The 26,633-nt window shown below is 66.5% G+C and carries 15 protein-coding genes and 2 pseudogenes; 6 read left to right on the forward strand and 11 right to left on the reverse strand.

Annotated features, from left to right (window positions below):
* Positions 1-66 precede the first annotated feature (66 nt).
* Positions 67-2,037, forward strand: coding sequence for a ligand-gated channel protein (locus C265_RS18300; protein WP_037024666.1), 1,971 nt, complete (start codon positions 67-69; stop codon positions 2,035-2,037).
* Between the two features lie 173 nt (positions 2,038-2,210).
* On the opposite strand, the gene treF is transcribed toward C265_RS18300, so the two are convergent.
* From treF to C265_RS18320, 4 genes are all read right to left on the reverse strand, one after another.
* Entirely contained in the window at positions 2,211-3,998 is a 1,788-nt protein-coding gene (gene treF / locus C265_RS18305; RefSeq protein WP_010811040.1) for an alpha,alpha-trehalase TreF, read from the reverse strand.
* Positions 3,999-4,119: 121 nt separating this feature from the next.
* On the reverse strand, positions 4,120-5,544 hold the full coding sequence (gene mdtD / locus C265_RS18310; protein WP_010811039.1) for a multidrug transporter subunit MdtD: 1,425 nt from the start codon (positions 5,542-5,544) through the stop codon (positions 4,120-4,122).
* A 117-nt stretch (positions 5,545-5,661) separates the two neighbouring features.
* Positions 5,662-6,765 (reverse strand): metal-dependent hydrolase, encoded by a 1,104-nt coding sequence (locus C265_RS18315; protein ID WP_010811038.1) that lies wholly within the window; start codon positions 6,763-6,765, stop codon positions 5,662-5,664.
* Complete coding sequence (locus C265_RS18320) at positions 6,741-7,364, reverse strand: hypothetical protein (protein WP_010811037.1); 624 nt, start codon at positions 7,362-7,364, stop codon at positions 6,741-6,743. The genes C265_RS18315 and C265_RS18320 overlap by 25 nt, the downstream gene beginning before the upstream one ends.
* A gap of 277 nt (positions 7,365-7,641) precedes the next feature.
* Between C265_RS18320 and C265_RS18325 the strand changes: the two genes are divergently transcribed.
* Genes C265_RS18325 through C265_RS18335 form a run of 3 tightly spaced genes read left to right on the forward strand, consistent with a single transcriptional unit; the run spans position 7,642 to position 12,004 of the window.
* Complete coding sequence (locus C265_RS18325; RefSeq protein ID WP_010811036.1) at positions 7,642-10,488, forward strand: AMP-binding protein; 2,847 nt, start codon at positions 7,642-7,644, stop codon at positions 10,486-10,488.
* 59 nt (positions 10,489-10,547) lie between these two features.
* The gene (locus tag C265_RS18330) at positions 10,548-11,567 is read left to right on the forward strand and encodes a TerC family protein (protein ID WP_010811035.1); all 1,020 of its coding nucleotides are present in this window, start codon (positions 10,548-10,550) and stop codon (positions 11,565-11,567) included.
* Between the two features lie 11 nt (positions 11,568-11,578).
* Positions 11,579-12,004 carry a universal stress protein gene (locus C265_RS18335; protein WP_010811034.1) on the forward strand — a complete coding sequence of 142 codons (426 nt, stop codon included), beginning with the start codon at positions 11,579-11,581 and terminating at the stop codon, positions 12,002-12,004.
* A gap of 204 nt (positions 12,005-12,208) precedes the next feature.
* Here the strand turns inward: C265_RS18335 and C265_RS33215 are convergent.
* From C265_RS33215 to C265_RS18355, 6 genes and pseudogenes are all read right to left on the reverse strand, one after another.
* A pseudogene (locus C265_RS33215) lies at positions 12,209-12,353 on the reverse strand (site-2 protease family protein); the annotation flags it as partial.
* Between the two features lie 144 nt (positions 12,354-12,497).
* Positions 12,498-13,599: pseudogene (locus C265_RS18340) on the reverse strand (IS5 family transposase).
* A gap of 316 nt (positions 13,600-13,915) precedes the next feature.
* On the reverse strand, positions 13,916-14,311 hold the full coding sequence (locus C265_RS31645) for an immunity 50 family protein (RefSeq protein ID WP_136227881.1): 396 nt from the start codon (positions 14,309-14,311) through the stop codon (positions 13,916-13,918).
* Positions 14,308-18,927, reverse strand: coding sequence for an RHS repeat-associated core domain-containing protein (locus tag C265_RS18345; protein WP_246840227.1), 4,620 nt, complete (start codon positions 18,925-18,927; stop codon positions 14,308-14,310). The genes C265_RS31645 and C265_RS18345 overlap by 4 nt, the downstream gene beginning before the upstream one ends.
* 179 nt (positions 18,928-19,106) lie before the next feature.
* Positions 19,107-22,061, reverse strand: a complete 2,955-nt coding sequence (locus C265_RS18350) for a type VI secretion system Vgr family protein (protein WP_010811029.1) — start codon at positions 22,059-22,061, stop codon at positions 19,107-19,109.
* 497 nt (positions 22,062-22,558) lie between these two features.
* Positions 22,559-24,757, reverse strand: a complete 2,199-nt coding sequence (locus tag C265_RS18355; protein ID WP_037024670.1) for a TonB-dependent receptor — start codon at positions 24,755-24,757, stop codon at positions 22,559-22,561.
* 314 nt (positions 24,758-25,071) lie between these two features.
* On the opposite strand from C265_RS18355, the gene C265_RS18360 reads away from it, so the two are divergent.
* On the forward strand, positions 25,072-25,692 hold the full coding sequence (locus C265_RS18360; RefSeq protein ID WP_010811027.1) for a flavodoxin family protein: 621 nt from the start codon (positions 25,072-25,074) through the stop codon (positions 25,690-25,692).
* Between the two features lie 73 nt (positions 25,693-25,765).
* Here the strand turns inward: C265_RS18360 and C265_RS31650 are convergent, their stop codons facing one another.
* Complete coding sequence (locus C265_RS31650) at positions 25,766-25,963, reverse strand: hypothetical protein (protein WP_081050138.1); 198 nt, start codon at positions 25,961-25,963, stop codon at positions 25,766-25,768.
* Between C265_RS31650 and C265_RS18370 the strand changes: the two genes are divergently transcribed.
* Positions 25,931-26,623, forward strand: a complete 693-nt coding sequence (locus tag C265_RS18370; RefSeq protein WP_081050139.1) for an MFS transporter — start codon at positions 25,931-25,933, stop codon at positions 26,621-26,623. The genes C265_RS31650 and C265_RS18370 overlap by 33 nt on opposite strands.
* The last annotated feature ends 10 nt before the right edge of the window (positions 26,624-26,633 follow it).

A 26,633-nucleotide genomic window follows, 5' to 3' on the forward strand; every position in this document is an offset into this window, starting at 1 on the left:
ATCGGGGCGGCAACAAGAGCGGCGGCAGGGTTGCCAGCACCGGCGGGCGTACAACGGGGTCAATGGATGCGGATGCTGGCGGCGGCATGCGCCGCCTCCGGCATGACGGGAGCCTGGGCACAGGCGCAGGCGCTGAAGACGGAAGCCACCCTCGCCACCGTGGTGGTGACGGCGGCCGGCAGTGAGCAGGACATCCGCGACGCGCCCGCGTCGATCAGCGTGGTCACGCGCAAAGACCTGGAGAACAAGGCCTATCGCGACATCAACGATGCGCTGGTGGAAGTGCCAGGCGTGATCGTCAGCGGCGGCGGCGACCGGACCGACATCAGCCTGCGCGGCATGGGCGCCAAGTACACCCAGATCCTGATCGACGGCAAGCGCCAGAACTCGCGTGAGACCCGCACCAACTCCGACTCGTCCGGCGTGGAAAGCAGCTGGACGCCGCCGCTGTCCGCGATCGAGCGCATCGAGGTGGTGCGCGGGCCGATGTCGTCGCTGTACGGCTCCGACGCCATGGGCGGTGTGATCAACATCATCACGCGCAAGGTGCCCAGGACGTGGACGGGCGAGTTGCGCGGCGACGCCACGCTGCAGGAGAACAGCGACTCCGGCAATCTCTACCAGGGCAACTTCTACCTGGCCGGGCCGCTCAAGAGCGAGCTGCTGGGCCTGCAGCTGTACGGCCAGAGCACGCACCGCATCGAAGACGATATCGACTACGGCTTCCGCGGCCGCCGCGCCGAGAGCCTGACCGCCAAGCTGGCGCTGACGCCCACGCGCAACCACGACATCGTGTTCGAGGCCACCGGCATGCGCCAGCTGCGCAGCGAGACCGTGGGCAAGACCGTGCCGCCGCTGCCGCCCGGCACCGCCTGCCCGCGCTCCGGCTGCCCCACCTCCTCCGAGACCGACTACCGCAGCGAGAAATACGCGCTGTCGCATACCGGCCGCTGGGGCTTCGGCGTCTCCGACAGCTATATCCAGCAGGAGGAGTTCGACAACCGCAGCCGCCGGATGAAGATCAAGAACCTGGACCTGCGCACCAGCTGGGCCATGCCACTGGGCAACCATATGCTGTCGGTCGGCGGCGAATACCTGAACCAGCGCCTGAACGACCAGACCGGCAACCAGATCGCCGGCGGCCCAAACCAGGTCGAGCGCTACCAGTGGGCGCTGTTTGCCGAGGACGAGTGGCGCCTGGCGCAGAGCTTTGCCCTGACCGGCGGCGTGCGCATGGATCACGACCAGAACTTCGGCCAGCACTACAGCCCGCGCTTGTACGGCGTGTGGCATGCGGCCGAGCGCTGGACGGTCAAGGGCGGGGTGTCGACCGGCTTCCGTGCGCCGGACCTGCGCCAGACCGTGGCCGGCTGGGGCCAGACCAGCCGCGGCGGCAATATGTACGGCAACCCGGACCTGAAGCCCGAGACGATGTTGTCGCAGGAACTGGGCCTGCTCTATGACAAGGGCAACGGCCTGCAGGCGGGCGTGACGCTGTTCAACAACGACTTCAAGGACAAGATCACGCGCGTCGCCTGCCCGGCCACGCAGTGCACCGACGGACCTAACCGGTTCGGCGCCAACCCGACCACCTACATGAACGTGGACCGCGCCTACTCGCGCGGGGTGGAAGCCAGCCTGCGCTGGCCGATCGCGCAGGCGTGGTCACTGACCGGCAGCTATACCTATACCAAGTCGGAACAGAAGAGCGGCCAGTACCAGGGTCAGCCGCTGAACCAGTTGCCGATGCACCTGCTGGTGGCCACGCTGAACTGGCGGCCGAGCGAAAAGGTCAATGCCTGGGCGCGCGTCAACTACCGCGGCAAGGAAAGCCAGCCGATCACGGGGCCGTCATCCAGCACCGTGGTGGCGCCGTCGTACACCTCTGTCGACCTGGGGGCGACCTACACGGTTACCAGGAACGTGTCGGTGTTTGCCGGGATCTACAACCTCTTCGACAAGCAGGTGAACTACACCGACTATGGGCATGTCGAGGATGGGCGCCGGTACTGGATGAGTGTGTCCGTGAAATTTTGAAGGTGGCTGTTCTTGTTGTTGCCATGCGATTCGGCTGTGGCTCTTGGCAGGCGTGGGCTGTTTCGCCGGCGCAGCCGGCAAAACAGCCCACGCTAGTCAAGAGCGACACCCCGACCGCATTGAGCAGCAATCCCCAAATCCCCCCAACGCGATGCAAGCGCAGTGTGCCCACCTCAGCTCGCCAAATCATCCGCCCGGCATCTTGCCGGCACCTCTCCGTATAGAGCCATCAACGCGCCGGCAATCGCGTTGGTCCAGCCAAAGCCATCCTGCAACGGATACTCGCCCCCGCCCCCTCCCCGGGCCGGCCCTTCGATATGCCGGATGCGGTATTTCTCCACCAGCTTGCATTCATGGGTGTAGAGACTGGCCACGGTCGCCAGCCAGCGCTGCGCAATCTCACGCGCCAGGTCGTCATGGCCATAGCGTGCCAGCCCGCGCACGGCCAGCCATTGCAGTGGCGCCCAGCCATTGGGATGGTCCCATTGCTGGCCCGAAGCACATTCCGTGGTGGCCAGCCCGCCGTCAACCAGCAGCCGGTCCTTCACCGCCTGCGCCACGGCTTGCGCCTGCGACGGCAACGCAAGACCGAGATAGAGCGGCATCACCATTGCCGCGGTCAGGCACAGCCGCGGCGCGCCGCGGCACCAGTCGTAGTCGACAAAGGCGCCCGCGGTGTCGTTCCACATGTATTGCAGGATGGCTGCCTCGCGCCGCTGCGCCGCCACGCGGTAAGCCTCCGCCGCGGCATCGCCCGCCTGCTCGCACAGCACGGCGAGGCGCGTTTCCAGGTGCCAGAGCAATGCGTTGAGGTCGACCGGCAGCATCGCCGTGGTCCGGATGGTGGCAAGGTCCGCGGGCTGGCCGGTGGGCGTGGATGGCGAATCGAGCCAGCGCGAGCTGAAGTCCCAGCCCGATTCCGCCGCGGCGCGCAGGTCGCGGAACACCAGGTGATGCGGCCGGCCGCTGCGCATTGCGGTCTCCATGTCTTCCAGGAAGGCCTCTTCGCGCGGCCACGGGCGGTCGTCCCAGTAGCGGTTCAGCACCGCGCCGTCGGGCAGGCACACCACCCGTCGGTGCGCGTGGCCCGGCCGCACGCAGTCGGCACCGTCCATCCAGAAGGCGTATTCCCGGCGCAGCTGCGGCAGGAAGTCGATGGCGCTGGCCAACTGCTCGCGCTCGAGCAGGTCCACCATCAGCGCAAACACCGGCGGCTGCGAGCGGCTCAGGTAGTAGTTGCGCGTGCCGTTCGGCACCAGGCCATAGGTGTCGATCAGGTAGGCGAAGTTCCGCGCCATCTCCACCATCAGGTCGCCGCGCCCGCTGCCGGCCAGCCCCTCCATGGTGAAGTAGGAGTCCCAGTAATACAGCTCGCCGAAGCGCCCGCCCGGCACCACGTAGCGGTGCGGCAGCGGCAACAGCGACGACAACGGCGGATGGGCCACGGGCTCGCGCGTCAGCACCGGCCACAGGCCGTCGATATGCTCGCGCAGGGTGCTGGCCGGGTCTGACACGTAGTGGCTCTCCGGCACGGTGGCGCGGGTGAAATGCGCCTGCACGAAATCCGCCAGACAGAAACCCGGCGTGTCGCGCGTTTCGCGGTAGCGTGCCACGATCAGGTCCGGGTCGCAGTTGGGAATGCAGTCAGGGAAGGTCTTGCTGTCGGCAAACAGGCCGCTGTGCTGGACGTCGACGAACAGCTCGCAGTAGCGCGCCGCGGGCGACAGCATGTCGGCGCAAGCGCAGCCGGGCAGCGTGTGCGGCGGCGGGCAGTCCCGGTCCGTGACCAGCGCCGGCTGCGCCGCCGCATGGACCTTGCCGGGCGCCGCCGATGGCCCCGGCACCGCGCCGGCGCCGTCAGGGGTGGCCGGGGCCGTGTGCGGCACCGTGCTGCCGCCGGAAGTGGCGCCGGACGACGGCGGAATGGCGGGTTCGGTCTCGGGCTTGCCTGTCGGCTGCATGGGCGCCTCCTTGCACCGGGCGCTGCCGGCTCATGTGGATAGGAGCCGCGAAGTGCGGGTAAGTTCGCGGCCGCCCCCGCAAAGCGCCCCATGTGTCACGCAGGCGCCCGGGCGCAGGCGTTCACACCTCCTTCTCGCCATGCTGCACCGGTATCGCCGGCGCGGCTTCGCGCACCCCCAGCTGCATGAAGATCCAGGCCGACGCGCACGTGATCAGCCCCATGCAGACAAAGGTGGCATGAAACGCCGGCAGCACCGCCGTGGAATCGCCGCCGAAGCGGTGCTGGAAGGTCGCCAGCAAGGCGCCCGCCGCGGTCACCGCCAGGCTCATCGACAGCATCTGCACCATTGACAACATGCTGTTGCCGCTGCTGGCGCCTGCCCCGCTCAGGTCCTTCAGCGTGACCGTGTTCATGGCCGTGAACTGGATCGAATTGACCATGCCGAACAGCGCCAGCAGCGGGACCAGCAGCCACAGCGGCAACTGCGGCGTGATCAGCGCAAAGGCTGCCATCACCAGCCCCACCACGAAGGTATTGGCCACCAGCACGCGGCGGTAGCCGTGGCGCTGGATCAGGCGCGTGGCCAGGCGCTTGGAGGCCATGCCGGCGGCGGTGACGGGCAACATCATCAGGCCCGCATCGAACGGCGAATAGCCCAGGCTGATCTGCAGCGTCAGCGGGATCAGGAACGGCATCGAGCCATTGCCGATCCGTGCGAACAGGTTGCCCAGCAGCCCCACGCTGAAGCTGTGGATGCGGAACAGCCGCAGCGGGAACAGCGGCTGCTTGCGCCGGTTGGCGTGCAGCCCGTAGGCGGTCAGCGCGGCCATGCTGGCGATCAGCAGCATCAGCACGGTGGCATGCTGAAAGCCCAGCCCGGCCAGCCCGTCGAGCGAGAACGACAGCGACAGCATGGCGATGGCCAGCAGCAGGTAGCCGGCGATGTCAAAGGGCCCGATGCCGGTCAGCCGCGCGTTGGGCATATAGCGCACCGTGGCCAGTGCGCCCAGCAGCCCGACCGGCACGTTGATCAGGAAGATCCAGTGCCACGACAGCACCTGCGTCAGCCAGCCGCCCAGCGTCGGCCCGATCAGCGGGCCGATCATGCCGGGGATGGCGACGAAGCTGAGCGCCTGCAGGTACTGCTCGCGCGGGAAGGTGCGCAGCACCGAGAGCCGCCCCACCGGCAGCAGCATGGCCCCGCCCACGCCCTGCACCACGCGCGCGCCGATCAGGAAGTTCAGCGTAGGCGCGTAGGCGCACAACAGCGAACCCACCACGAACAGCCCGATGGCGGTCTGGAAGATGGTGCGGGTGCCGAAGCGGTCAGCCAGCCAGCCCGATGCCGGGATGATCACCGCCATGGTCAGCGAGTAGGCAATCACCACCGACTGCATCCGCAGCGGACTCTCGCCCAGGCTGTGCGCCATCGACGGCAGCGCGGTGTTGACGATGGTCGAGTCCAGCGTCTGCATGAAGAAGCCGACCGCCACCACCCACAGCATGATGCGGCGGGTGCGGTCGTCGGGCTGGGGTGCGGTCATGTGGCGGGCTCCGGGCCGGCCGGGCCCCGGAATCCCGGTATGCGCCGGCCAAAGCCGACACCTTAAAGGTCTATCGCGGAACAGGCAAATCGATGCGTGGCCAAGCGCCTCGCTGCCCTACTCCAGGCGCTGGCGCTGGTCCTGGCTGAAATAGGCAAGCCGGTACAGCCGCCACGGTGCCTGCGCACTGTCGCGGCAATAGCCATAGCGGAAGATGTCTTCCAGCGCGGGCAGGTCGTAGCGCAGGTCGGTGAACCAGACGCAGGCGACCGCTGCGCCCGGCGGCACGGATGGCGATGCCCGCATCGCCGTGATGGCGGACAAGGCCGGATAGACCGCGAACTGCCTGAAATCGGCAAAGTCCGGCCGCACCCAGAGCTGCCATGCCAGCGCCTGCTCAGCCGGCGCCTCCAGCAGCTGCGGCCGCTCGGTCCAGACCATGCGCCCGGGCGGTTCGTAGGCCCTGGCCATGGCCGGCAGGCGCCCCAGCACCTGCCATTGCGGCACCCAGGCCCGATGCCCGGCCAGGTTGACGTGGGCGACGCGGTAGTCCGTCTCCGCGCGGGCAATCAGTTTCCAGTTGAACGGAGAGAACGGCTGGGGCAGCGCATCCACGCGCTGCGCCTGGATACCGGCAGTGCGCAAGGATTCGTTGCCCAGTTCCAGCGCCCGTTGCCTGAGCACAGCCTGGACGCCGACATAGGCACACAGCAGCGCCATGCCCGCCAGTGCCGCCCGACCGCGCCACTGCAGCGCCAGCAACAGTGCCAGGACCAGTCCGGACACGACAATGCCGCTCAACAGCGGATCGATCAGGAAGCTGGTGCCAAGGCTGAAGCGCCGTTCGGAGCCGGGATAGAAGATGCGGGTGCCATAGACCGTGACCAGGTCCAGCGCGATGTGGCTGGCCACGCCGAGGCAACTGACGGCGAACGCTTCCCTCCAGGCCTCGCGCCGGTGCGCCGCCAGGCAGAACAGGCCGGCAAGCAGCGCGCCCCAGGCGGGGAGCAGCAGCAGCGAATGGGTCGGCCCCTGGTGCCACTGCGCCAGGAAACGCAGCGGATGGACCAAAAAACCCAGGAAATCGATATCCGGAAAGGCACCGGCCGCAGCGCCAAGCAGCAGGCGTTCGCGCGTGCTGAGTCGCCGGCCGGGAACCTCGGCGACAGGGATGGCGAGCGCGGCCTGCGCCCCCATCAAGGCATGGGTGATCGTGTCCATCCGGACCGGGCTCCCTTGTCGCCAGGGCGGCGCCAGGCCAGGCGCTCGGCGCAGCGCAGTTGCCGTTCGAGCCACGCTTGCGTGTGGCCGGAATCCGGAGAACGGTCGCGTAGCCAACAGCCAAAGGTGGAAAGGAAGATTCCGGTCAGCACGACCTCGCCCAATTCGCGGCGCCAGCCGGATTCGGGCAGGCGCGCCGATTCCCGCAGCCATTGCACGGTGCGGCTGATATGCAGCAGGCCCTGCACCTGCAGATGCACGTGCTCCGGCTGCAGCTTGTAGCGCAGCATCTGGGCGGTGAGCTGCCGGTGCGGAGCCAGCGCCTCGAGCCAGGCGAGGATGGCCTGCTCCAGGCGCTCGCGGTGGGACAGGGCGGCCCAGCCTTCACGCGAGGAAGCGCGCACGAGCGCAAGGTCGGCCCGCTCGAACCAGGCTTCGGCCAGGTCGTCCTTCTGCCGGTAATGCCGATGGATCTGGTCCAGGCCGATGCCCATGTCGTCGGCAACGTCATGCAGGTGCAGGGCATCCCAGCCGCTGCGCTCGCCCAGCATCAGGGCAACCTCCAGGATCCGGCCGGCCAGGGCTGCGTCAGCGTTCATGGCTTTGCCATCCTCGGGAATGCGCGTCCGCGCTCTACCTTCCAGCATAGAGAGGCAACCCGTACGCGGGCGCGGATTTCATTGTCATGTGCACGATGCTGCCGGATCGGCGTGCAGTCGGGGCTTGCCCGCCTGTGCCCGGTTCGGCACCTGCCTCGACAATTTCCGCACGCAGCCTATCTTTAGGGTGTCAGTCCAGGCGTCATCGACAAGGGCCGCCGTGCCAGCCAGCACTCGGCGGCGGCCGCGGTGTCGCGTGGACAGAGGCCGTACGCGCATGAAAGCGGATTCTCCCCCGAGGCAGAACTACGAAGATGCCCTGCTCGGCATCGTGCGGGAGATGTCTTCGGCCATGCGCCCGCCGGCAGAGTCCGAAGTGACGGTCGCGCTGGACAGCACGCTCGAAGGCGACCTGGGCTTCGACAGCCTCACGCGCGCCGAGCTGCTGACCCGCCTTGAACACCGCTTCGGCGTCAGCCTGCCGGAGCAGGTGCTGGCCCAGGCCGACACCCCGCGCGCGCTGCTGCGCGCCTTGCTCGCCGCCCAGGACCTGCCGCCCGGAGCGAGCGGCACGCACCTGCGCCAGGCCCGCCCTGCCCCGGCGGCACAGGCGCCCGACAGTGCCGCCACCTTGCCGGACGTGCTGCGCTGGCACTTGCGCAGCCACCCGGAGCGCACCCACATCATCCTGCAGGACGGCGACGGCGCAGACACGCAGATCAGCTTTGCCCAGCTGCACCGCGGCGCCGCGGCCATCGCGGCCGGGCTGGTGTCCCGCGGCGTGAGCGCGGGCACGGCCGTGGCCATCATGCTGCCCACCAGCCCCGAATACTTCTACAGCTTCTGCGGCGTGCTGCTGGCGGGCGGGATTCCGGTGCCGCTCTACCCGCCGGCGCGGCTGGCGCAGATCGGCGACCACCTGCAGCGCCACGCCGGCATCCTGGCCAACGCGCAGGCGCCGGTCCTGATCACGGTGGCACAGGCGCGGCCGCTGGCGGCCCTGCTCAAGGCCAGCACGGGAACGCTGCATAGCGTGCTCACGCCGCAGGAGCTGGCGGACGGCGGCGGCGCCCCGGTCCATCCGATGCTGCGCGCGCACGACATCGCCCTGCTGCAATACACCTCAGGCAGCACCGGCTCGCCCAAGGGGGTCGTGCTCAGCCATGCCAACCTGCTGGCCAACCTGCGCGCCATGGGCAAGACCCTGGCCGTCGGCTCGCAGGACGTCTTTGTCAGCTGGCTGCCGCTCTATCACGACATGGGCCTGATCGGCGCCTGGCTGGGCAGCCTGTACTACGCCTACCCGCTGGTGGTGATGTCGCCGCTTGCCTTCCTGGCGCGGCCCGAGCGCTGGCTCTGGGCGATCCACAAGTACCGCGGCACGCTCTCGGGCGGGCCCAACTTCGCCTTCGAACTGTGCCTGCGCAAGCTCGCCAATGCCGACCTGGCCGGGCTGGACCTGTCCAGCTGGCGCTTCGTCTTCAATGGCGCGGAGCCGGTGAGCCTGCAGACCATGCGCGTCTTCATGGAGCGCTTTGCCCGCTACGGCCTGCGCCCGCAGGCTGCCGCGCCGGTGTACGGGCTGGCGGAGGCCTCGCTGGGCCTGACCTTTCCGCCGCTTGGCCGAGGGCTGGCGGCCGACCGCATCGACCGCGACAAATTCACGCGTACTGCCGTGGCCGTGCCCGCGGGCGAACACGGGCCCACTGGCGAGCGCGAGACACTGGAATTCCCGTCCTGCGGCCGGCCGCTGTCCGGCCACGAAGTCCGCATCGTCGACGCCACAGGACGCGAACTGGGCGAGCGGCATGAAGGCCTGCTGCAGTTCCGCGGCCCTTCAGCCACCAGCGGCTATTTCCGCAATCCCGTGCAGACCCGCCAGCTGTTCGACCGCGGCTGGCTGAACACCGGCGACTATGCCTATATCGCCGCCGATGAGGTCTATATCACCGGGCGCGCCAAGGAAACCATCGTTCGCGGCGGCCGCAATATCTATCCCTATGAACTGGAGCAGGCGGTCGGCGCCATCCCCGGCATACGCAAGGGCTGCGTGGCCGTGTTCGGCAGTCCCGATCCGGATAGCGGCACGGAACGCATCGTGGTGATGGCGGAAACCGCAGAGAAGGATGTGCAGGCGCGCCGCGCGCTGCACCGGCAGGCGCTGAAGACCGCCCTCGACGTGCTGGGCATGCCGCCCGACCATATCGCGCTGGTGCCGCCGCACAGCATCCTGAAGACATCGAGCGGCAAGATCCGGCGCGCCGCCTGCCGCGAGCGCTTCGAGCACGGACGCCCCGGCCGCGGCGTGGAAGCGCCCTGGCTGCAGATCGCGCGCTTTGGCTGGCGCGCGCTGCGGCCGGAACTGCGGCGCGGCCGGCAGACCGCCGCGAGCCTGTCCTACGCGCTCTACACCTGGCTCCTGTTCGCAACGCTGGCGCCGGCGACCTGGCTGGCATCGGTTGCGCTGCACCGGCCGGCACTGGGCTGGACGCTCAGCCACCACGCCGCCCGGCTGTTTCTCAGGCTGGGCGCGGTGCCCTGGTTCGTGCAAGGGCTTGAGCACCTGCCGCGCAACCGGCCCTGCATCCTGGTCTCGAACCACGCCAGCTACCTGGACGGCATCGTGCTGGTGGCCGCGCTGCCCACGCCGGTATGCATGGTCGCCAAGCGCGAGCTGCAGCGCCAGCGCATTCCCGGCACCTACCTGGCCAGCATCGGCGCGGACTTCATCGACCGCTTCGATAACGTGCGCGAGCACGAGGACGTGGAGCGCGTGGTGGCCGCGGTGCGCGCCGGGCATTCGGCGCTGTTCTTCCCCGAAGGCACCTTCGGCCGTGCGCCGGGGCTGCAGGCCTTCCGCTCGGGCGCTTTCCTGGCGGCCGCGCGGGCCGGCGCGCCTGTGGTGCCGGTCGCCATCCGCGGCACCCGCTCGGTGCTGCGCGACGGCCAGTGGCTGCCGCGCCGCGGGCCAATCGGCGTGGTCATCGGCAGCCCGCTCTGGCCGGACGGCGCAGACTGGCCCGCCGCCATGCGCCTGCGCAACACCGCCCGCGCCGAGATCCTCCATTACTGCGGCGAACCGGATGCGCGGCGCACGACGCACCGGGATGCGAGGCGGGCCTAGTGCCCCGCGCCGCGAGGAACTTGCCATGACATCTGCCGACGGAGCAGGACCCTAGCGGCATGGATACCTTTGCCACCGCCCCGATGTGGGCCGGCTTCCTGGTCCTGGTGCTGGGGACGCTGGTGGTGGACGTGTTCGTCCTTGGCGGCCGGCACGCGCACCGCGTTTCAACGCGCGAGGCGCTGGGCTGGACCCTGGCCTGGTCGACGCTGGCGGTGCTCTTCGGCATCGCCCTGTGGTGGCTGCTGGCCGGAAGCGCCGGACGCGAGACCGCAGACCGCAAGGTGCTGGAGTTCTATACCGGCTACCTGATCGAGCTGTCGCTGTCGGTCGACAATATGTTCGTGTTCGCGATGATCTTCGGCTATTTCGCGGTGCCGCCGGAGTTGCAGCGCAGGGTGCTGCTGTTCGGCGTGGTCGGCGCGATCGTGATGCGCGCCGTCATGATCCTGCTCGGCGTGTGGCTGATCAGCGAATTCTCGTGGATCCTCTACGTGTTCGGCGTGTTCCTGCTGTTCACCGGCATCAAGATGCTGTTCGTCTCCAGGCGTGCCCCCGATCTCTCGCGCAATCCCATCGTTCGCTTCCTGTGTGCGCATATGCGGATCACCGCGGACTATCACGGCGAGCACTTCTTCGTGCGCGTCGACGGCCTGCGCCATGCGACACCGATGTTCCTGGTGGTGCTGCTGGTCGAGGCGACCGACCTGGTGTTTGCCGTCGACAGCATTCCGGCCATCTTCGCCGTCACCACCGACCCGTTCATCGTCTTCACCTCGAACATCTTCGCCATCATGGGGCTGCGGGCGCTGTATTTCCTGCTGGCCAACCTGGCGCAGCATTTCCATTATCTGAAGTACGGCCTGGCCATCGTGCTGTCCTTTATCGGCGCCAAGATGCTGGCCGAGCCGTGGTTCCATGTGCCGGTGCACTGGTCTCTCGGCGCCGTCGCCATGACGTTGTTCGTGTCCGTCCTGGTCAGCCGGGCCAGGGCCAGGCGCACGCTTGCGCACGCCGGGGACGAACTGGGCGGCCACTGCGCCCCGCGCGAGCGCAGGGCAGGGAACCGGCGCACATAAGGAGCGATTCCATGAACAAGATCCTGCTTGCGACCGACGGGTCGGCCTATAGCGACGCGGCCGCCCGCTACCTGGTACAGAATCCCCTGTTCAGCCGCGATTTCGTGGTGCACGTGGTGCACTGCGAACCGGATGTGGCTGGCGACATCAAGACCTTCATCGACCGGTCCACCCTGGATGCCTGGCATCGCGAACAGAACGACAAGGCGATGCAGTCCGTGGCGAGCATCCTGGGCGAGGCCGGTATCGCTTGCGAGTGCCACGGCTTCGTCGGCTTCGCACCGGCCCGCATCGTCGAGTACGCGGGCAGCATCGGCGCCAGCCTGATCGTGATGGGCTCGCACGGCCGCGGCGGCTTCCTGGATGCCATCATCGGCTCGGTCGCCAGGCGAGTGCTTGCCCATGCGCACTGCCCGGTGTTGCTGGTCAGGAGCTAGTGCCCTCTGATCGCTGAGAAAACTGGCCTGCTGGCGGTTTGCTTCCCCTCGCAAACCAATGCCTCCAGCTGGCGCGGTTGACTGGGAATTGCTGGAGTCTGGCTACAGATCGCAGAGCACCCGGCGCCTCGCCGGATTGTGCGGCCGGGGCGATTTTACCTCGGTGGCTTGCGCGCCGCCGCAGTGACCGTAACAGTAACGGGCTGGTGCTGTCATTGCCACAGCCCGCCCCCCGCCATCGAAGGGTGAAAGCGGAACCAGGTTAAACAGGTTCAGGAAGAAGCCCGCAATAGGCCAACGCCAGCAGTGACCCGCTGTCGGCGCTACGCTCAAGGTAATAGCAGACTAGCAGGCTGCTGAAGTACTGCCGCACAAACGGAATGCTTTCCGCCTGTGCAGGTAAGCACTGCTTGATTTCACAATCCGGAAGCTATGCGCCCCTGAATCGTTTTTTTCGGCTGTTGGGCGCCCGTTTCCGGCATTCTTGGCCCGCTTACTGCAACTGCGGACGGATTTTTCCCAGCGAACGCATGCGCACGAGGTGTAGGCGGCCATGCTCAGCACGAACATCTAGTCGCCTCGCTTCAGTCCGCGCACCATCACCTGGCGCATGCGCCCGACCGTCTTGACCCAGCCGAAGCCTTGCTCGATCAGCTTGCGCTTTTGCTGCGAGATGGCATATCCCTCGCTGCGGGCAATGGCATCAGGAACCGCCGAGCGCCGACCCGAGGTGTTTTGCGCCACATGCGGCGTCACCTTCATCTCCAGGCAGGCTTGAATGAACTCCTGCGCGTCGTAGCCTTTATCCGCGCCCACGGTGACTTCCACATTCAGATCTTCAGTCACCTGCCTGGCATCGTTGATGCATGACCTTCGCGGGCCTCGCGCTCGGCGTGTCCGTCCGCATTGGTCACCATGGCGTTCACCACCAGGCCGTGGCGGTTGTCGCTCAGGGTATAGCCCATGTAGCGCAGTTCACTCGCAGTCTTGCCCTTGCGGTACAGCCTGGCATCGGGATCGGTCTTGGACTCGTGCGTGTCGTTGCTGCGCTTGCGACCCTTGAAGTTACCGCCGTCGTTATCGTCCTTGTCACCGCCGTCCTTGCGCACAAAGCTCTTGTGGCCTGCCCACGCCTGAATCAGCGTGCCGTCGACGCTGAAGTGCTCCCCCGACAGCCAGTTCTTCTTCTGCGCGATAGCCAGCACCTCGTTGAAGAACTCGATCACAGCATCATGCTTAGTCAGCCGTTCGCGGTTCTTGGTGAAGACCGTTGGCACGCAAACTGGGGCGTCCATCTATAGCCCGATGAACCAGCGAAACAGCAGGTTGTACTGCGTCTGCTCCATCAATTGACGTTCGGAGCGGATGCTGTAGAGCACCTGCAGCAGCATGGCGCGCAGCAACTTCTCCGGCGCGATGCTAGGCCGGCCACCCTTGATGTCGGCCTCGTACATCTGCGCGAACAACCGGTCCATCTTCACCAGCGCCTGGTTGGCCATGGTTCGGATCGAGCGCAGCGGGTGCGACTTCGGCACGAAATCATCCAGACGCCGCATGGTGAACAAACTTTCGGTGAAGGTGTCTCCGCCGCGCATGAATGTGGGGTTGGATGGGGTCCTCAAATCAACGCTTCAGCCAGTTGTCACGCTGACGTCCGCTGGAGGTATTTCAGCGACCTGTTAATCCTTGCTTCAACAATTTCATCCTATCCACACCTTGTGGCAAATCATTTTGTCGCCCCACTAATGTATCGGATATGCCGTCCATCGATCATGGATAACATTGTGGTTCTGATAGCCCGTTGGTCGGGGGCAGGCTGATTGCCGTGACTCAATTCCACAGGGCCTACCGGGTTCGACACGTTACTGATTCGAGGGCGCGGCGTCAGCTTGCGGCCCCTTCGTATGTCTTTCACGGACTGCCAACATGCCCGTAAGTAATGCTCTCGATGCGAATCCAATCACATGAGAATGCCAACGTAGTTTGATTTTTGCATACAAACCGCACAGATACTGATTCTTCCATATCCTCCCATTCGAACTTGTCGATGATGTTCTCATGCCCCCAGTGGCTGAAGGACAAGCAGCTCAAGCCGACAAATGATAGCTTAATATGAACCACGTCATAGTTCTTGGGCCATCGGTCAGGGCAAGATTTTGGCTTCTCTTCAGTTATAAGCTTGACCGATAGCCGCGGCTCATCGCGCTTGACATGGACGTCAGAAAGTTCAGATCCACTAAGTGACGGAAACTCACCATATATGGAAATCATGGCTTTGGGATTCATTAACCTCGCAGTTGTCTTCATTTCTTATTCCGGCAATTGAAATGGTAATGATCGTCCATACCATCGACTTTGCCCGTCCGAGTATTGTCTTCGGGGCGTACATTATGGTGCGACGGCTGGTCGCCAACACCTCCTTCATTGTAGTAGTGCCCTGCCGAGTGGTCTTGAATAATCACGTTCTTCCCATTCAACTGATAGGTCAACTCTCTGGTCATGATCGGGTGCTTGTCGTTGCCGAGGATCCAAGCACCGCTTGAGTCAGTTAATGGAACCATTTTCTGACTTGTTGGTTGCTGAGACATTGGAATGCCAAGCTGTCGCCGAACTTCTCTCAGACTAGCGCGCCGCGTCTGACTGCATGCCAGCCCGAGCGGATCAACCCAGCTTATCGGGTTCGGCGCGTACTGATTCAGGTTCAGCCCGCCAGCCAGCCCGATAGGGTCTTTGGAGACGAAGCGCCCGGTTCCCGGATCATAATACCGGTGCCGGTTGTAGTGCAGCCCATTCTCGTGATCGTAATACTGCCCCTGGAAGCGCAGCGGATTCTGGATGCCGGCCTTCCTCGCGGCGTTCGAGATTGCCTCCTGCGCGGCGCCCCATGCCTTGTACTGCGCGCTCCACGCCAGCTCGCCCGCCTCGTCGGTCAGTTCCTGCGGCGTGCCCAGGTGGTCGCATTGATACCACGCCAGCGCCTCGAACGGCTGCGGCGCAATCTCGCGGGTCCACAGCGGATCGTCGTCCAGGTCGTAGTCGCCCTCCCAGGCGGGTTCAGGCAGCAGGTCGATGGCCTCGCGCCGCACCGCCTGCGCCAGCGGCACCAAACTGCCCGGCTCGTACAGGTAGTGCGTGGTGCGCTCCGCACCCGGTATTATCCGGAAGTGGTCGCCGACACCGGCCTCGGGTTCCTGGCGGCTCTCCCACGCAAGTTGGTCACCGTCCCAGCCATACAGCGTGAAGGCGCAGCCGTATTCCTGGTTCAGCCGTGCCCGCTCGTTGCGCCGGTAGATTTCGCCGTCATTCTGATTCTCGAAGTAGTTGGCCGATGACGACTTGGACAGCCGCCGCCCAAGTGCGTCGTACCGGTAACGCACCTCCACCTTCGGATTGTGCCAGCCCACCAGCCGGTTGAAGGCATCCCAGGCGAAGCGCTCATGGACACCGTTGACCACGCGCAAACTCAGGTTGCCGCGCTCGTCCCACTCGTAGTGGGTACCGGCGTACTGCTTGAGCAGGTTGTCCACCAGCTTCGGGCGGCCTTGCAGGCGGCTGTGGAACTCGGGCCGGCCACGGGCCGGGTCGGCTTTGAATACGCGCGTGTCGGGGTCGTGCAGCAGATTGCCCGCCGGGTCGAAGTCAAAGGTTTCCACCCCGAGCGCGCTGTTGGCCTCCAGCAGGCGCCCCACCGGATCGTAGCGGTATTGCAGCGTGCCGCGCCGCAGGTCGCGGATGCTGGACAGTTGCCCCGCCGCATCGTATTGGTACTCGCGGCGCAGCATGCGCTGGCCCGCATGGGCGCCCTCGACGTGTGAAAGCGTCTGCTCCAGGAGGCGTCCCGCGGGGTCGTACACCTGCGACTGCGCCAGCCGGTTGCCCTGCGTGCGGGCAATCTCCCGGTGCAGGTTGTCGCGCTCGAACTGCACCAACTCCCGGTCGTCCAGCATCACGCCGTGCACATGGCCCGAGCCGTAGGTAAGCACGCCCACGCGGTGCCCGTCCGGGCGAACGGTGGCGATGCGCTGGTTCAGCGCGTCGTATTCGTGCCGCCACACGGCCACCAGCGGCTCCTTCAGGCAGCGGTAGTGCTGGTGCTCGCGTACCACATTGCCCGCTGCATCGTGGAACCATTGCAGGCGGCTGTCGGCGTTTTCGGCCAGGATCAGGCGCCCGTTGCCGTTATAGGCGAAGGTTTCCGTCAGTACATGCGGCACCCGGTTGTCGGCGTCGATCAGCCCCGCACGGCGGCGCGTGAGGCGACCCATGGCGTCAAAGACGAAATCCGTCATCAGTTGGCCCGAGTCCACCGTCCAATCCAGCAAGCCGCTTGCCGGGTCGTAGTTGTACTCGGTCGTCTTGCCGTCGAAACCGCTCTCGCGCAGCAGGCGCCCCACCGGGTCGTACTGGAATTCGGTGCTGGCGCTGTTCTCGTTGGTGAGCGTGGCCAGCCGTCCCAGCCGGTCCCACCGGTAGCCGAGCGTCTGGCCGGCGGCGTCGGTGCGCTCGGCAATCAGACCGACCTCGTTATAGCGCCAGGCGGTGCGGCGGTGCAGCGCATCGGTGTGCACCAGCAGCCGCCCCTCGGCGTCGCGCTCGAAGCGCTCCACCCGCTGGTCGGGATGGGTAACGCTGGCGAGCTGCCCGGCCTCGTAGTGGTACTGGGTGGCATTGCCCGCCGCATCGGTGAACCTGACCAGTTCCCCGCGCTCGCCGTACTTCCAGGCGCTGGTCTTGCCCGAGCAGTCGGTGTAGCTGGCCAGCTGTCCGGTGGCGGTGAAGGCGAGCTGCTTCTTGCCGCCCTTGGCATCGGTGATCTCCACCGGCAAGCCCGATTTGTTGTAGGCGTATGCTGTCTTGTGCCCGAGCGGATCGATTTCCTCGGTCAGGTTGCCCTTGATATCGTAATCGCGCAGCCACAGCCCGCCCTCGGCGTCGCGGATCTTGATGAGCTGGTCCTTATCATCCCAGGCGTAGTGCACCACGCTGTCGTCGGGGCGGATGTGTTCGACCAGATTGCCGCGCTCGTCGTAGGCATAGCGATCGACCGCGCCATCGGTGTGCACATGCTTGACCACGTTCTTGGCGTGGTCGCGGAAGAACCACTCCGACAAGCCATCCGGGTGCTGGATGCGATAGGTGTAGCCGAGAATGTCGTAGTAATGCCAGGTCTCGTTGCCATGGGCATCGGTAACGTAGGTCAGCCGGATGTTCTCGTCCCACTCCAGGCGGGTATCGAAACTGCCATCGTCGGCCCATTCGCGCACGGCCCTGGCGTCCGGGCCGTCACCTTGCCACTGCAGGTTCATGCCGCGCCCGGTGCGGTCGGTATAGCGCGTGACGAGATGGTGCTGATAGGTGTACTCCCAATGCGCGGCGTTCTCGTCCTGCGCCATGGTGAGGTCGCCCGCATCGTCGTAGGTGTAGCGGGAAAGCTGGCGCACCAGCTTGCTGTCTGCGATCTGCCACAACTCGGCAATGCGGCCCTTGGCATCCGGGCGCACACCAACGTGGGCGAAGACGGTCTCGCCCTGATAAGCGATCACGTCCGACAGCACGGTGTCGCCGTCAATGCGGTGGTCGTAGTGCAGCGCGACACCTGCACCGCTTCTAAGCGTAATGCCGGTCAGGCGGAAGCGCTGACCATGGCGCCGGTAGGTTTCCTGGCTCTCGAAGCCGCGCGCCAGCGTCAGGCCGTTCTCCGACACCCGCACCAGCGTCACGTTATCGATGGGGTCGTGGTGGAACTTGCCCACCGCCGGCAGCGGGTAGTCGTGGCTGCGCCCGTCGGCGGCATGGTAGCGCAGCGCTTCCTGGCCCTCCTTGCGTATCACATCAAAGCGCGTGGTGTACGGCGTGATCCAGCGCGCGCCCTGTTCACCGCCGTCATAGACGCCCAGGCTGGAGCGGTAGGTGCGCGCCCAGTCGATGGGGAACAGCCCCGGCAAGACAAAATCGGTGTGCGACAGCGTTTCGTCGCCCATTGCAAAACTGATGCTGTTGGTGCTGCCCGCCGGCGCGGGACAGTTCTTGCAGCCGGGGCTGGCCTTGGCCGGCGCCTGGTGGCTGCTCACCTCCAGTTCGCCTTCGTGGCCGGTCTTGCGGGCCTGGCTGGTTTGCTTCGGGTGGACGTTGGCGGCCTGATGGTTGCCTTTCCTCTTGCGCCAGGCAGCCACCGCCTGGACCAGCATCGACAGCAGCCAGCCAATGCTGTGCTGTAGCCTCGGGTCGGCGAGCCTGGTCATCTGCGCGCGCAGCACGGGCCCCATGGTCCGCAACTGGCCGACATGGGCCACCACCGTCTGCCGGATTTCGGCCGGCATGCCAACCTTGACCGCCGTGTTGACAACGGCCTTGCCAGCGGCCTTGTAGGCGTTCCAGGTAGCGTTCAAGAAGTTGCCAATGGCCTTCTTGGGATCATGCAGGAGTTGGCTGGCACCTTCTCGTGCCTGGCTGACCGCTGTTTGCGCATTGCCGGCAGCGTTGAGCTTGCCCAGCGCCACCTTCTCCAGGCCGCCGGCGACCTCCAGCACCATCTTCTCGCCCAGCACCCCGGCATCATTGAGAATGGTGGCGAGCTTGGCCTGCGCCTTGGCCACGAAGTCATCGATCTCACCGATGATGGTGGCGTTCAGGTGCCCGACCAGCACCTCGATGATCCCATCCCCCAGCGCGGCCTTGGCCGCCTGGCGTAGCTCCTGGCGCACCAGCGCCAGCGTCGGGCGCAGGCTCATCCTCGCGGCGGCCATGGTCGGCGGCGCGGGCAACACGCCGATCAGGTTGATGCCCAGGCTCACCCAGTCCAGGAAGTTCTGCGACTTGGTGCGTACCAGCGTGACGACATCGCCCAAGGCGTCGACCAGCGCGATAATGTTGCCCACCACCGGCAGGCTGCCCGCCACGGTCTTGATGCGCTCCAGCGTCACGAGGCCGCCGCTGGCGCTTTGCAGCCAGGCGTCGAACCTGGCGGCGCCCTTGCCGATGTCCTCGAGCGCGATGGTGTTCAGGGGCACGACGGCGGTTTGCGGCTCGCGCGGCTTTGCTGCGGGTGTAGGTTCAGCCATAGGTCAAGTCAAGGATTGTTCGTATTCTTGGCTCGATGTGCTCAGACAAAGCCGGGCACGCGCATCGTGGTCTGCGTGGGATGCGGGCTGGCCTTGGCAAGCGTCGGCGTGCCTGCGGTTGGCATGGCCTCGCCCAGCAGGCTCTGCGCACCGGACAGGCCCAGGCCAACCAAGCCGGCAGGACCGGCCTTGACCGCGCCGGCCACTTGTTGCGCCAGTTGCAGTGCCTGGGTGGCCTGTCCAGCGGCTGCCAGCACCTGGCTTGCCATGGCGCCGGCGGCGGTGCCGACAGCAATGCCTGAAGCCTGCGTCAGCGCGCCTGCGCCGTCGGCCGATGCGCCGGCCGGCGGCCAGGTTGGCTTGGCGACATAGCTGCCCTCGGCCCAGGTATCGGTCGGGTCCTTACCAAAGCTGACCCTGGCCGGGCCCGGTGCGATGCCGCTAACCGCCGCGAAGCCCTTGGTGTCGAGCTTGCCAGTGGTGACCTTGCCCAAGGCGTCCTCGACCGTGAAGTCGCCACCATCGATACCCAAGCGGTTGGCGTAGCGATTGAACAGTTCGAGATTGCCCTTGCCGGGCTTGGGCGGCTCGGGGAACTGCGCGACATACTTCTGCGCACTGGTGAAGGTATAGCTGGCCGCGCGGATGGTGTACGCGCCGCTCGTCTTGTGGGTGATGCCGCCCGCGTTGTAGATGGTGGCGCTGCCACCGCCCGCCACCACCAGTTCCTCCTTGGCCGAAAGCGTGATGCGGTTGGCCGTGGCCGTGACGTTCAGCTTCGCCAGCAGGTTGATGCTGTCCTGCAGCGCGCGCAGGTCGATGTCGCCACCAGCGGCGACCAGCCGCCAGCCCATGCTCTGGATGAAGATGCGCACGCCCCGGCTTACGCTCGCCAGCAGGCGCTGCCCGATGGCGAGGCTCGTGTGCCCGGCGCTGGTGAAGGCCAGGTGCTCTCCAGCGGCGAAGTGGGTCGAGCGCGCGGTACTGGCCTCGATGCCGGCCGGGCTAGCCAGTACCAGGTGGGGCGCGGCCAGTTCTGGGAAGTCGCCGGTCTCGGCGTTGGCGGTACCATTGCCCCGGATGTCGTCGTTCTGCGCCTTGATGATCTTCGCGACCTCGGCTTGGTCGGTGCACTCTTGCGCGTCGTGTTCCTGCGCCAGTTCCGCCAGCGTCTCCTGCTGGTCACGCGCCACCGCGAGGCGCTGCACCGTCTCGCCCATGTCCTTGTGGTGGGCACTGGCGTTGGCGCGGGGCTCGGTGGTAAGCAGCAGGCCATTGGCACGCACCACGCCCTGCGCGTCGGAGCGCAGCTCGAAGCCTTCGCCACGCTTGTCCTTGCGGCCACTGCCGCGGATGATGCGAGTGAGGAAGCCCAGCCCCAGCCACGAGGTCTGATGGTCACTCTGCAGCTGGGTCTGGATCTGTCCTTCGCTGGCGTCCTGCACGAAGGTATTGGTGCGATTCCCGTGCACCTCCTTGCTGACGAAGCCCGACAGCGCGTGGAACTCCGGTAGCGGCCACTGCGGCATGTTCAGCTTGTTGGGCACGCTGCCGGTCACGATAGGGCAATCCGGATCGCCGTTCAGGTGCTCGACCATCACCTCCTGACCGATGCGCGGCACGTGCACGGCGCCGAAACGCTCGCCCTGCCAGGACGAGGCCACCCGCACCCAGCATGAGCTATTGGCGTCGCGCTTGCCTTGCCGGTCCCAGTGCAGCTGAATACGGATGCGCCCGTACTCATCGGTCCACGTTTCCTGGCCCTCTGGACCGACCACGGTGGCGGTCTGCGGCCCGTGGGTGCGCGGCTTGGGCTGGGTGCGCTCGGGGCGGAACAGTTCGTTGGACGGCTGGGCGGTGAATGCCACCTCGCAGCGCCACGGCTGGCTGCCGCCCGACGCTTCCGGTACGTCCTCGATCAGCAGGTGCGTGCCGAGAATGATGTATTCGCGGTTGGCCTTGGGCTGGATGAAGTTCGCCAGCGTGAAGGTGCAGCCGGGCACCATGGCGCGCACATTCCCGCGCCCGCTGGCGCGGCTGCCATGCTGGCGCAGCGCTTCCATGCGCTGCCGGGCCACCTGGTCGCCTTCCTTCCACGGGTCGTTGCCGGTGGCCGGCTGGCTGTGGTCGCCAGGGAACTCGTAGATTTCCTGGCCGGCGTGCGCGGTGTCGAGTGGATCAGCAGCGCGTACCGTCAAGTCGGCCCGCGTCTTGACGAAATCGTAGTCGGAACTGGTCCACTGGCCCGACACCAGCCGGTCGTGCAGCTCGAACTCATGGAGGTGTTCCTCGTCGATGCGGTCGGACGAGCGTGCCCAGCGGATCGAATGGTAGGCGGAGCTGGCAAACGGGGCAAAGGCGCCGTTGCCGTCGGTCAGCACCAGCCGGTGCTTGCCCTCGCTGTGTTCGATGTGCCAGGAAATCCCCCATTCTTGAGTGAGGCGCTGGAAGAAGTCGAAATCGCTCTCGCCATACTGGACCTGGTATTCGCGTTTGGGGTAGCGCGCCACGTCCAGGCGCCGCTCGACCGGGAAGGTATAGTCCGAGAGCAGCGTGTCGAGGATTTCGACGGCGCTTTGCTGCTGGAAAATGCGGAAGTCCTTGGTCAGTGTCGCCAGCCACAGCCAGGGGCGCAGGGTGAGGCAGTAGACAATCTGGTGACCGACTGCAATGGGGCCACGCACATCGGTGACCATGCCCGTGATTTCTCGCGTGCCCGCGCCGACACCGCCCGCCATTCCGGTGCCCATGCCGTCGAGCTGAATCGTGACGGTCAGCTCCTGGCCGCGCAGCGCCTTCGTATCGAGGTCCGCCGCCGGGCCGAACAGCGCGTGGCGGTCGTCCGGCGTCTTCAGCTCCAACTCGTATTCGAACAGTTCGCACAGGCGCTCGGTGCCAGACAGCTTGGAAAGCACCAACGCGGGCTGCCCCATCAATTCGGGCAGGCCATTGCCCTTGACAGTGACGGTACGAGAGGAAAGCGATCGGCTGCCCATGCAAACACGCTCCGTGAGAATGGATTGGTGACTGCCACAGGCAGCCAATGGCTAGCTATTTTGCGGGGCGATCGCTGCGCCCGCACTTGATGCGCATCAATACGCCTTTTATATGGAAGTGGAGTACAGCCGGATATCGGACGTTTCCTATAAATGAATGCGATCCATTTAAATAAGAATTAAAAAAAATTTTAGTTTTCAGGCGGGATTTTCGTTGGCTGGTATGAGCGGACAGGCCGGCGCGCGCGAGTCTCCCGCGATGCCATGACGATTTCTTGCAATGGGGGTTACACGGTCAGTGTGTGCCACCAGCGCGCCTGCGTCGTACTGGGCGTCGCTGGCGAGCGAGTTGTCGATGGTGGTGAGAGCATAGGGGGGAGCACACCAACGGTGTGCCGGAACCAGTGGCATTAGCCCGCTCTGAGGGATACAGGACAGCTTTGCCAGCCTGACGGCATAGAGTCCTGATCCGCAGGCTGACCGCTATCCGGCGCGCCTCAAAGGGCAGCGCGCAGCCCCAGGAAGAAGCGCCGCCCCGGCGCGGGTTCGAAATACCGCCCGTTGGCCTCGTTGACGATCACCGAGCCGATATAGCGCCGGTCGGTGAGGTTGTCGATGCGGCCGAAGACGTAGAGCCGGGTCGGGCCGATGCGGAACTCATAGCCAGCGCGCAGGTTGAACACCGCATAGCCTGGCGCGGCCTGCGTGTTGAGATCATTGGCGTAGACGCGGCTGTCCACGCGCATCTCTGCCCCCAGCGTCAGCGGCGCAGCCGGCCGCCATGACAAGTCCGCGCCCAGGCTGTGGCGCGCGGTGCCGGGCAGGCGCTTGCCGGCCGCCACAGTCTGGCCCTGCGCGTTGACGAAGCTGTCGCCGAAGTAAGCATCGAGCCAGGTATAGGCCAGTCCTGCCTCGATACGGCTGCCGCCGCCCTTGCCCGGCGTGCCCACCTCACCGAGAAAGCCGCCGCGCCAGCCCAGTTCGAAGCCGCGCCGGTGCACGCCGCTGACATTCTGGTAGACGGTGCGCCCGGCATTGTTCGATTGGGGCACCACCTCGTCGTGGCTGTCGGCATCGAACAGCGCCGCCTCCAGCCGCTGCCCCGCCGCCAGCCACTTGATGCCGATCTCGCCCTGGCGGCTGGTGGAGGCCTGCAGCCCCAGGTTGCTGCCTACGCCGCCGGGTCCGTAGGCAACTTCGGTCAGCGTCGGGGTCTCGAAGCCGCGGCCGAGGTTGGCGTAGACGTTGAGGGAATCGAGCGCGTGCCACACCACGCCAAGCACGGGGCTGACGTTGCTGTAGGTCGCGCTGCCACTGTCATCGGGGCTGGCCGCATTGATGAAGTGGTCGTCAATGCCAAGCCGCACCCGGCTGGCGCGCACGCCGCCCACCAGTTGCCAGGCCGGGTGGAAGGTCCAGTCGAACTGCGCAAACGCGCCGAGGTCGGTCGCGGTATTGGTCTCGTCGCGGCGCAGCGCGCCCTGCGTGCCGTTCTGGTTGATGTAGCCGTTGCGGCCATCGCGCATGCCGTTGGCTTCGAGCCCGGCGCTCCACAGCAGCGCCAGGCCGGCGGCGGTGGCGGTGCGCCGGCTCCATGACAGCGCGGCGCCGCCGTAGGTGCGGTCCAGGTCGACGATGCCGCCGGCCGAATTCGGCGCGGCTCCGCTGAAGCCCAGCCGCTGGTACAGGTTGCGCGTGCCGCCGTACAGGCGTGCCGACACGCTGTCGGTCCCGGTCAGCTGGTGGTCCACCACCACGCCGGCCTGGGTCTGCTCGACGTTCTTGCCGGTATCGAACTGGGTCGCCGCGGACACCGCCTGGCGCGGATTGGCATCAGCCTGCGCGCGCGTTAGCCCCAGCGGGTCCTGCGCCAGCGGCTGGTTGAAATAGTTGAACTGGCCGGTCACGCGCGTGCCGCTCGCCGGCTGCGCCACTACCTTGGCATTTAGCTGGTAGCGGCGCGCCGCGCTGTGGTCGCGGTAGCCGTCGGTCTGGTAGGTCCAGGCGTCGAGCGAGCCGCCGAGCCGGTCGTTGCCGCCGGCCAGCGCGATGCCCGCCTGCCACTGGCCATCCGAGCCGAAGCCCGTCGATGCGCGCCCGCTGAAGCCGTCCTTGGGCGGATCGGGCGTGAACACCTGCACCACGCCGCCCGACGCATTGCCATACATCTGCGCAAACGGGCCGCGCAGCACCTCGACCCGGCTGGCGTTGGCAAGGTCGGCAGTGGAAGCCTGGCCCTGCCCGTCCGGCATGGTGGCCGGGATGCCGTCGACATACAGGCGCACGCCGCGCACGCCGAAGGTGGAGCGCGTGCCAAAGCCACGCACCGCCAGTTGCAGGTCCTGCGAGTAGTTCTGCCGGTCGCGCACCGCCACGCCCGGCACGCCGGCCAGCACCTCGGACAGGTTCACCAGCGGCGTGGCGCTGCGCAGCGGATCGACCGGCACGCTGTCCACCGCCGCCGGCGCGTCAAAGCGGCGCTGCTCGCTGCGGGTGGCGCTGACCACCACGTCGGGCAGCGTTTCGGCGGTGGCGGCGGCCACTGCCGTGCCGGGCGGGTCGGCGGCACGCGCGCCGGCGCTGGCCAGGACCAGCGCGGCGAACGCCAGCGCGGAGCGGTTCGCGAACGGGATGCGGGGGATACCGGAACGGCGCTGCTGCCGGACCGCCAAAATCTGCCTGCCGCCTGGTTTCATGGGGATCGGAAGCGGTTGCGGGTTCTGGCGCGGAGGATGGAGGCGCCGGGCACAGGTGAATGTGTCGCAACTTTATCGTGTCCACAGCACTATTGCCACGCGCTTGGCCGCGGGGAAAACCCGCGGAGGAGATGGAGCCGGCACCGGATTCCGGTTGTTCAGAAAAATTCAACAACTGATTGCATGGACGCTCACGCAGTCCGCCCCACGGCTCCCTACACTGCTTTCACCACCCGCCGCAACCGCACCAGTCCATCACGCGATGCAGCATAAGGGTATTCAGATTTTCGCTACTACCAAGGGGATCCGCCATCATGACCACCGCACAAACCCGCGTCGCCATCGTCTACCACAGCGGCTACGGCCACACCGCCAAGCAGGCCCAGGCCGTTGCGCGCGGCGCCGGCAATGTCGCAGGCACTGAAAGCCTGCTGATCCCGGTCGAGGACATCGACCAGCACTGGGACACGCTGGAACAGGTGGACGCCATCATATTCGGCGCGCCGACCTACATGGGCAGCGCCTCGGCACAGTTCAAGGGCTTTATGGACGCCACCTCGCGCAATGTCTTTGCCAAGGGCGGCAAGTGGGCCAACAAGGTCGCAGCCGGCTTCACCAACGCGGCTTCGCGCTCCGGCGACAAGCTGGCCACGCTGCAGCAGATCGCGATCTTTGCGGCGCAGCACGGCATGCACTGGGTCAACCTGGGCCTGCCCCCGGGCCACAACAACTCCAAGTCGACCGAGGACTCGCTGAACCGCCACGGCTTCTTCCTGGGCGCCGCCGCACAGTCCAACGCCGATGAAAGCGCCGACGTGGTGCCGCCGCTGGCCGACCTGCGCACCGCCGAGCACCTGGGTGCCCGCGTGGCCGAAGTGGCGCAGCAACTGGTCGCGGGCCGGCGCGCGCTGGCGGAACTGAAAGAAGCTGCCTGATCCGGTCGCACCCAGACACATCGGCCCCACATGGGGCCGATTTTCTTTTCCGGGCAGTCGCGAGCCTGGGCGCTCAGTACAAGACTTCCAGCTCGTCGAACAACTCGCTGTCCTTCTGCGCCGCCGAGCGCGCGCGGCGCCGGATTTCCTGCAGCAGGCAGTCGGTGAAGCACTGCGCCGCGGGGCTGCGCACCGCGTTATGGCGCGTGATGATGCCGAGCCGGCTGGTCTCGTCCTGGTGATCCCGCTCGGTCTCTATATCCGCCGCCACCTGGAAGAAACCGCCGAAGCGCCGGCCGCCGGCGCGCCGGGCCATGAACGCGCAGGCCTGACTGAAATCTTCCGTGGGCACGGCCGCGTGGTGGTGGCCGGCGTGCTGGTGACGATCGGCGGCACCTCCGCCACCTATATCGTGCTGCACTACATGACCAGCTACGCGGTGACGGTACTGAAGATCCCGCTCGGGCTCAGCATGGCCGCCGGCTGCGTCGCCGCACTGGTGCAGGTGGCCCTGTCTGCGTATGCCGGCAGGCTGTCCGACCGCATCGGCCGCAAGCCCGCCATCCTGTGGTCGCGCGTGGCGATGCTGGTGCTGGTCTACCCCGCCTTCCTGCTGCTCAACGCGCGGCCGTCGCTCGGCACGCTGCTGGCCGTGGTCGCGATGCTGGCCCTGCCGCTGGTGCTGAACGTCGTGCCGTCCGTGGTGCTGATCACCGAGCTGTTCCCGCGCCGCATTCGCGCGAGCGGGCTGTCGGTGGTCTATTGCATCGGCGTGCTGGTGTTCGGCGGCTTCGCGCAGCTGATCGCCACCTGGCTGATCGAACTGACCGGCAATGCCAGCGCCCCTGCGCTATATGTGATCGGCTGCGGCCTGATTTCGCTGGTCGGGCTGGCGATGGTGCCGGAGACGGCGGGCAAGCGGCTGGACTGACTGTGGCAGA

The organism is Cupriavidus sp. GA3-3 (genome assembly GCF_000389805.1).
Lineage (GTDB): Bacteria > Pseudomonadota > Gammaproteobacteria > Burkholderiales > Burkholderiaceae > Cupriavidus > Cupriavidus necator_D.

What these genes read in the sequence shown, in the direction of transcription:
- mdtD (WP_010811039.1), bottom strand. Translation starts at nt 5,544, where the DNA reads ATGACCGCACCCCAGCCCGACGACCGCACCCGCCGCATCATGCTGTGG.
- C265_RS31645 (WP_136227881.1), bottom strand. Translation starts at nt 14,311, where the DNA reads ATGAAGACAACTGCGAGGTTAATGAATCCCAAAGCCATGATTTCCATA.
- C265_RS18320 (WP_010811037.1), bottom strand. Translation starts at nt 7,364, where the DNA reads ATGAACGCTGACGCAGCCCTGGCCGGCCGGATCCTGGAGGTTGCCCTG.
- C265_RS18315 (WP_010811038.1), bottom strand. Translation starts at nt 6,765, where the DNA reads ATGGACACGATCACCCATGCCTTGATGGGGGCGCAGGCCGCGCTCGCC.
- C265_RS18300 (WP_037024666.1), top strand. Translation starts at nt 67, where the DNA reads ATGCGGATGCTGGCGGCGGCATGCGCCGCCTCCGGCATGACGGGAGCC.
- C265_RS18335 (WP_010811034.1), top strand. Translation starts at nt 11,579, where the DNA reads ATGAACAAGATCCTGCTTGCGACCGACGGGTCGGCCTATAGCGACGCG.
- C265_RS18350 (WP_010811029.1), bottom strand. Translation starts at nt 22,061, where the DNA reads ATGGGCAGCCGATCGCTTTCCTCTCGTACCGTCACTGTCAAGGGCAAT.
- treF (WP_010811040.1), bottom strand. Translation starts at nt 3,998, where the DNA reads ATGCAGCCGACAGGCAAGCCCGAGACCGAACCCGCCATTCCGCCGTCG.
- C265_RS18325 (WP_010811036.1), top strand. Translation starts at nt 7,642, where the DNA reads ATGAAAGCGGATTCTCCCCCGAGGCAGAACTACGAAGATGCCCTGCTC.
- C265_RS18360 (WP_010811027.1), top strand. Translation starts at nt 25,072, where the DNA reads ATGACCACCGCACAAACCCGCGTCGCCATCGTCTACCACAGCGGCTAC.
- C265_RS18330 (WP_010811035.1), top strand. Translation starts at nt 10,548, where the DNA reads ATGGATACCTTTGCCACCGCCCCGATGTGGGCCGGCTTCCTGGTCCTG.
- C265_RS18355 (WP_037024670.1), bottom strand. Translation starts at nt 24,757, where the DNA reads ATGAAACCAGGCGGCAGGCAGATTTTGGCGGTCCGGCAGCAGCGCCGT.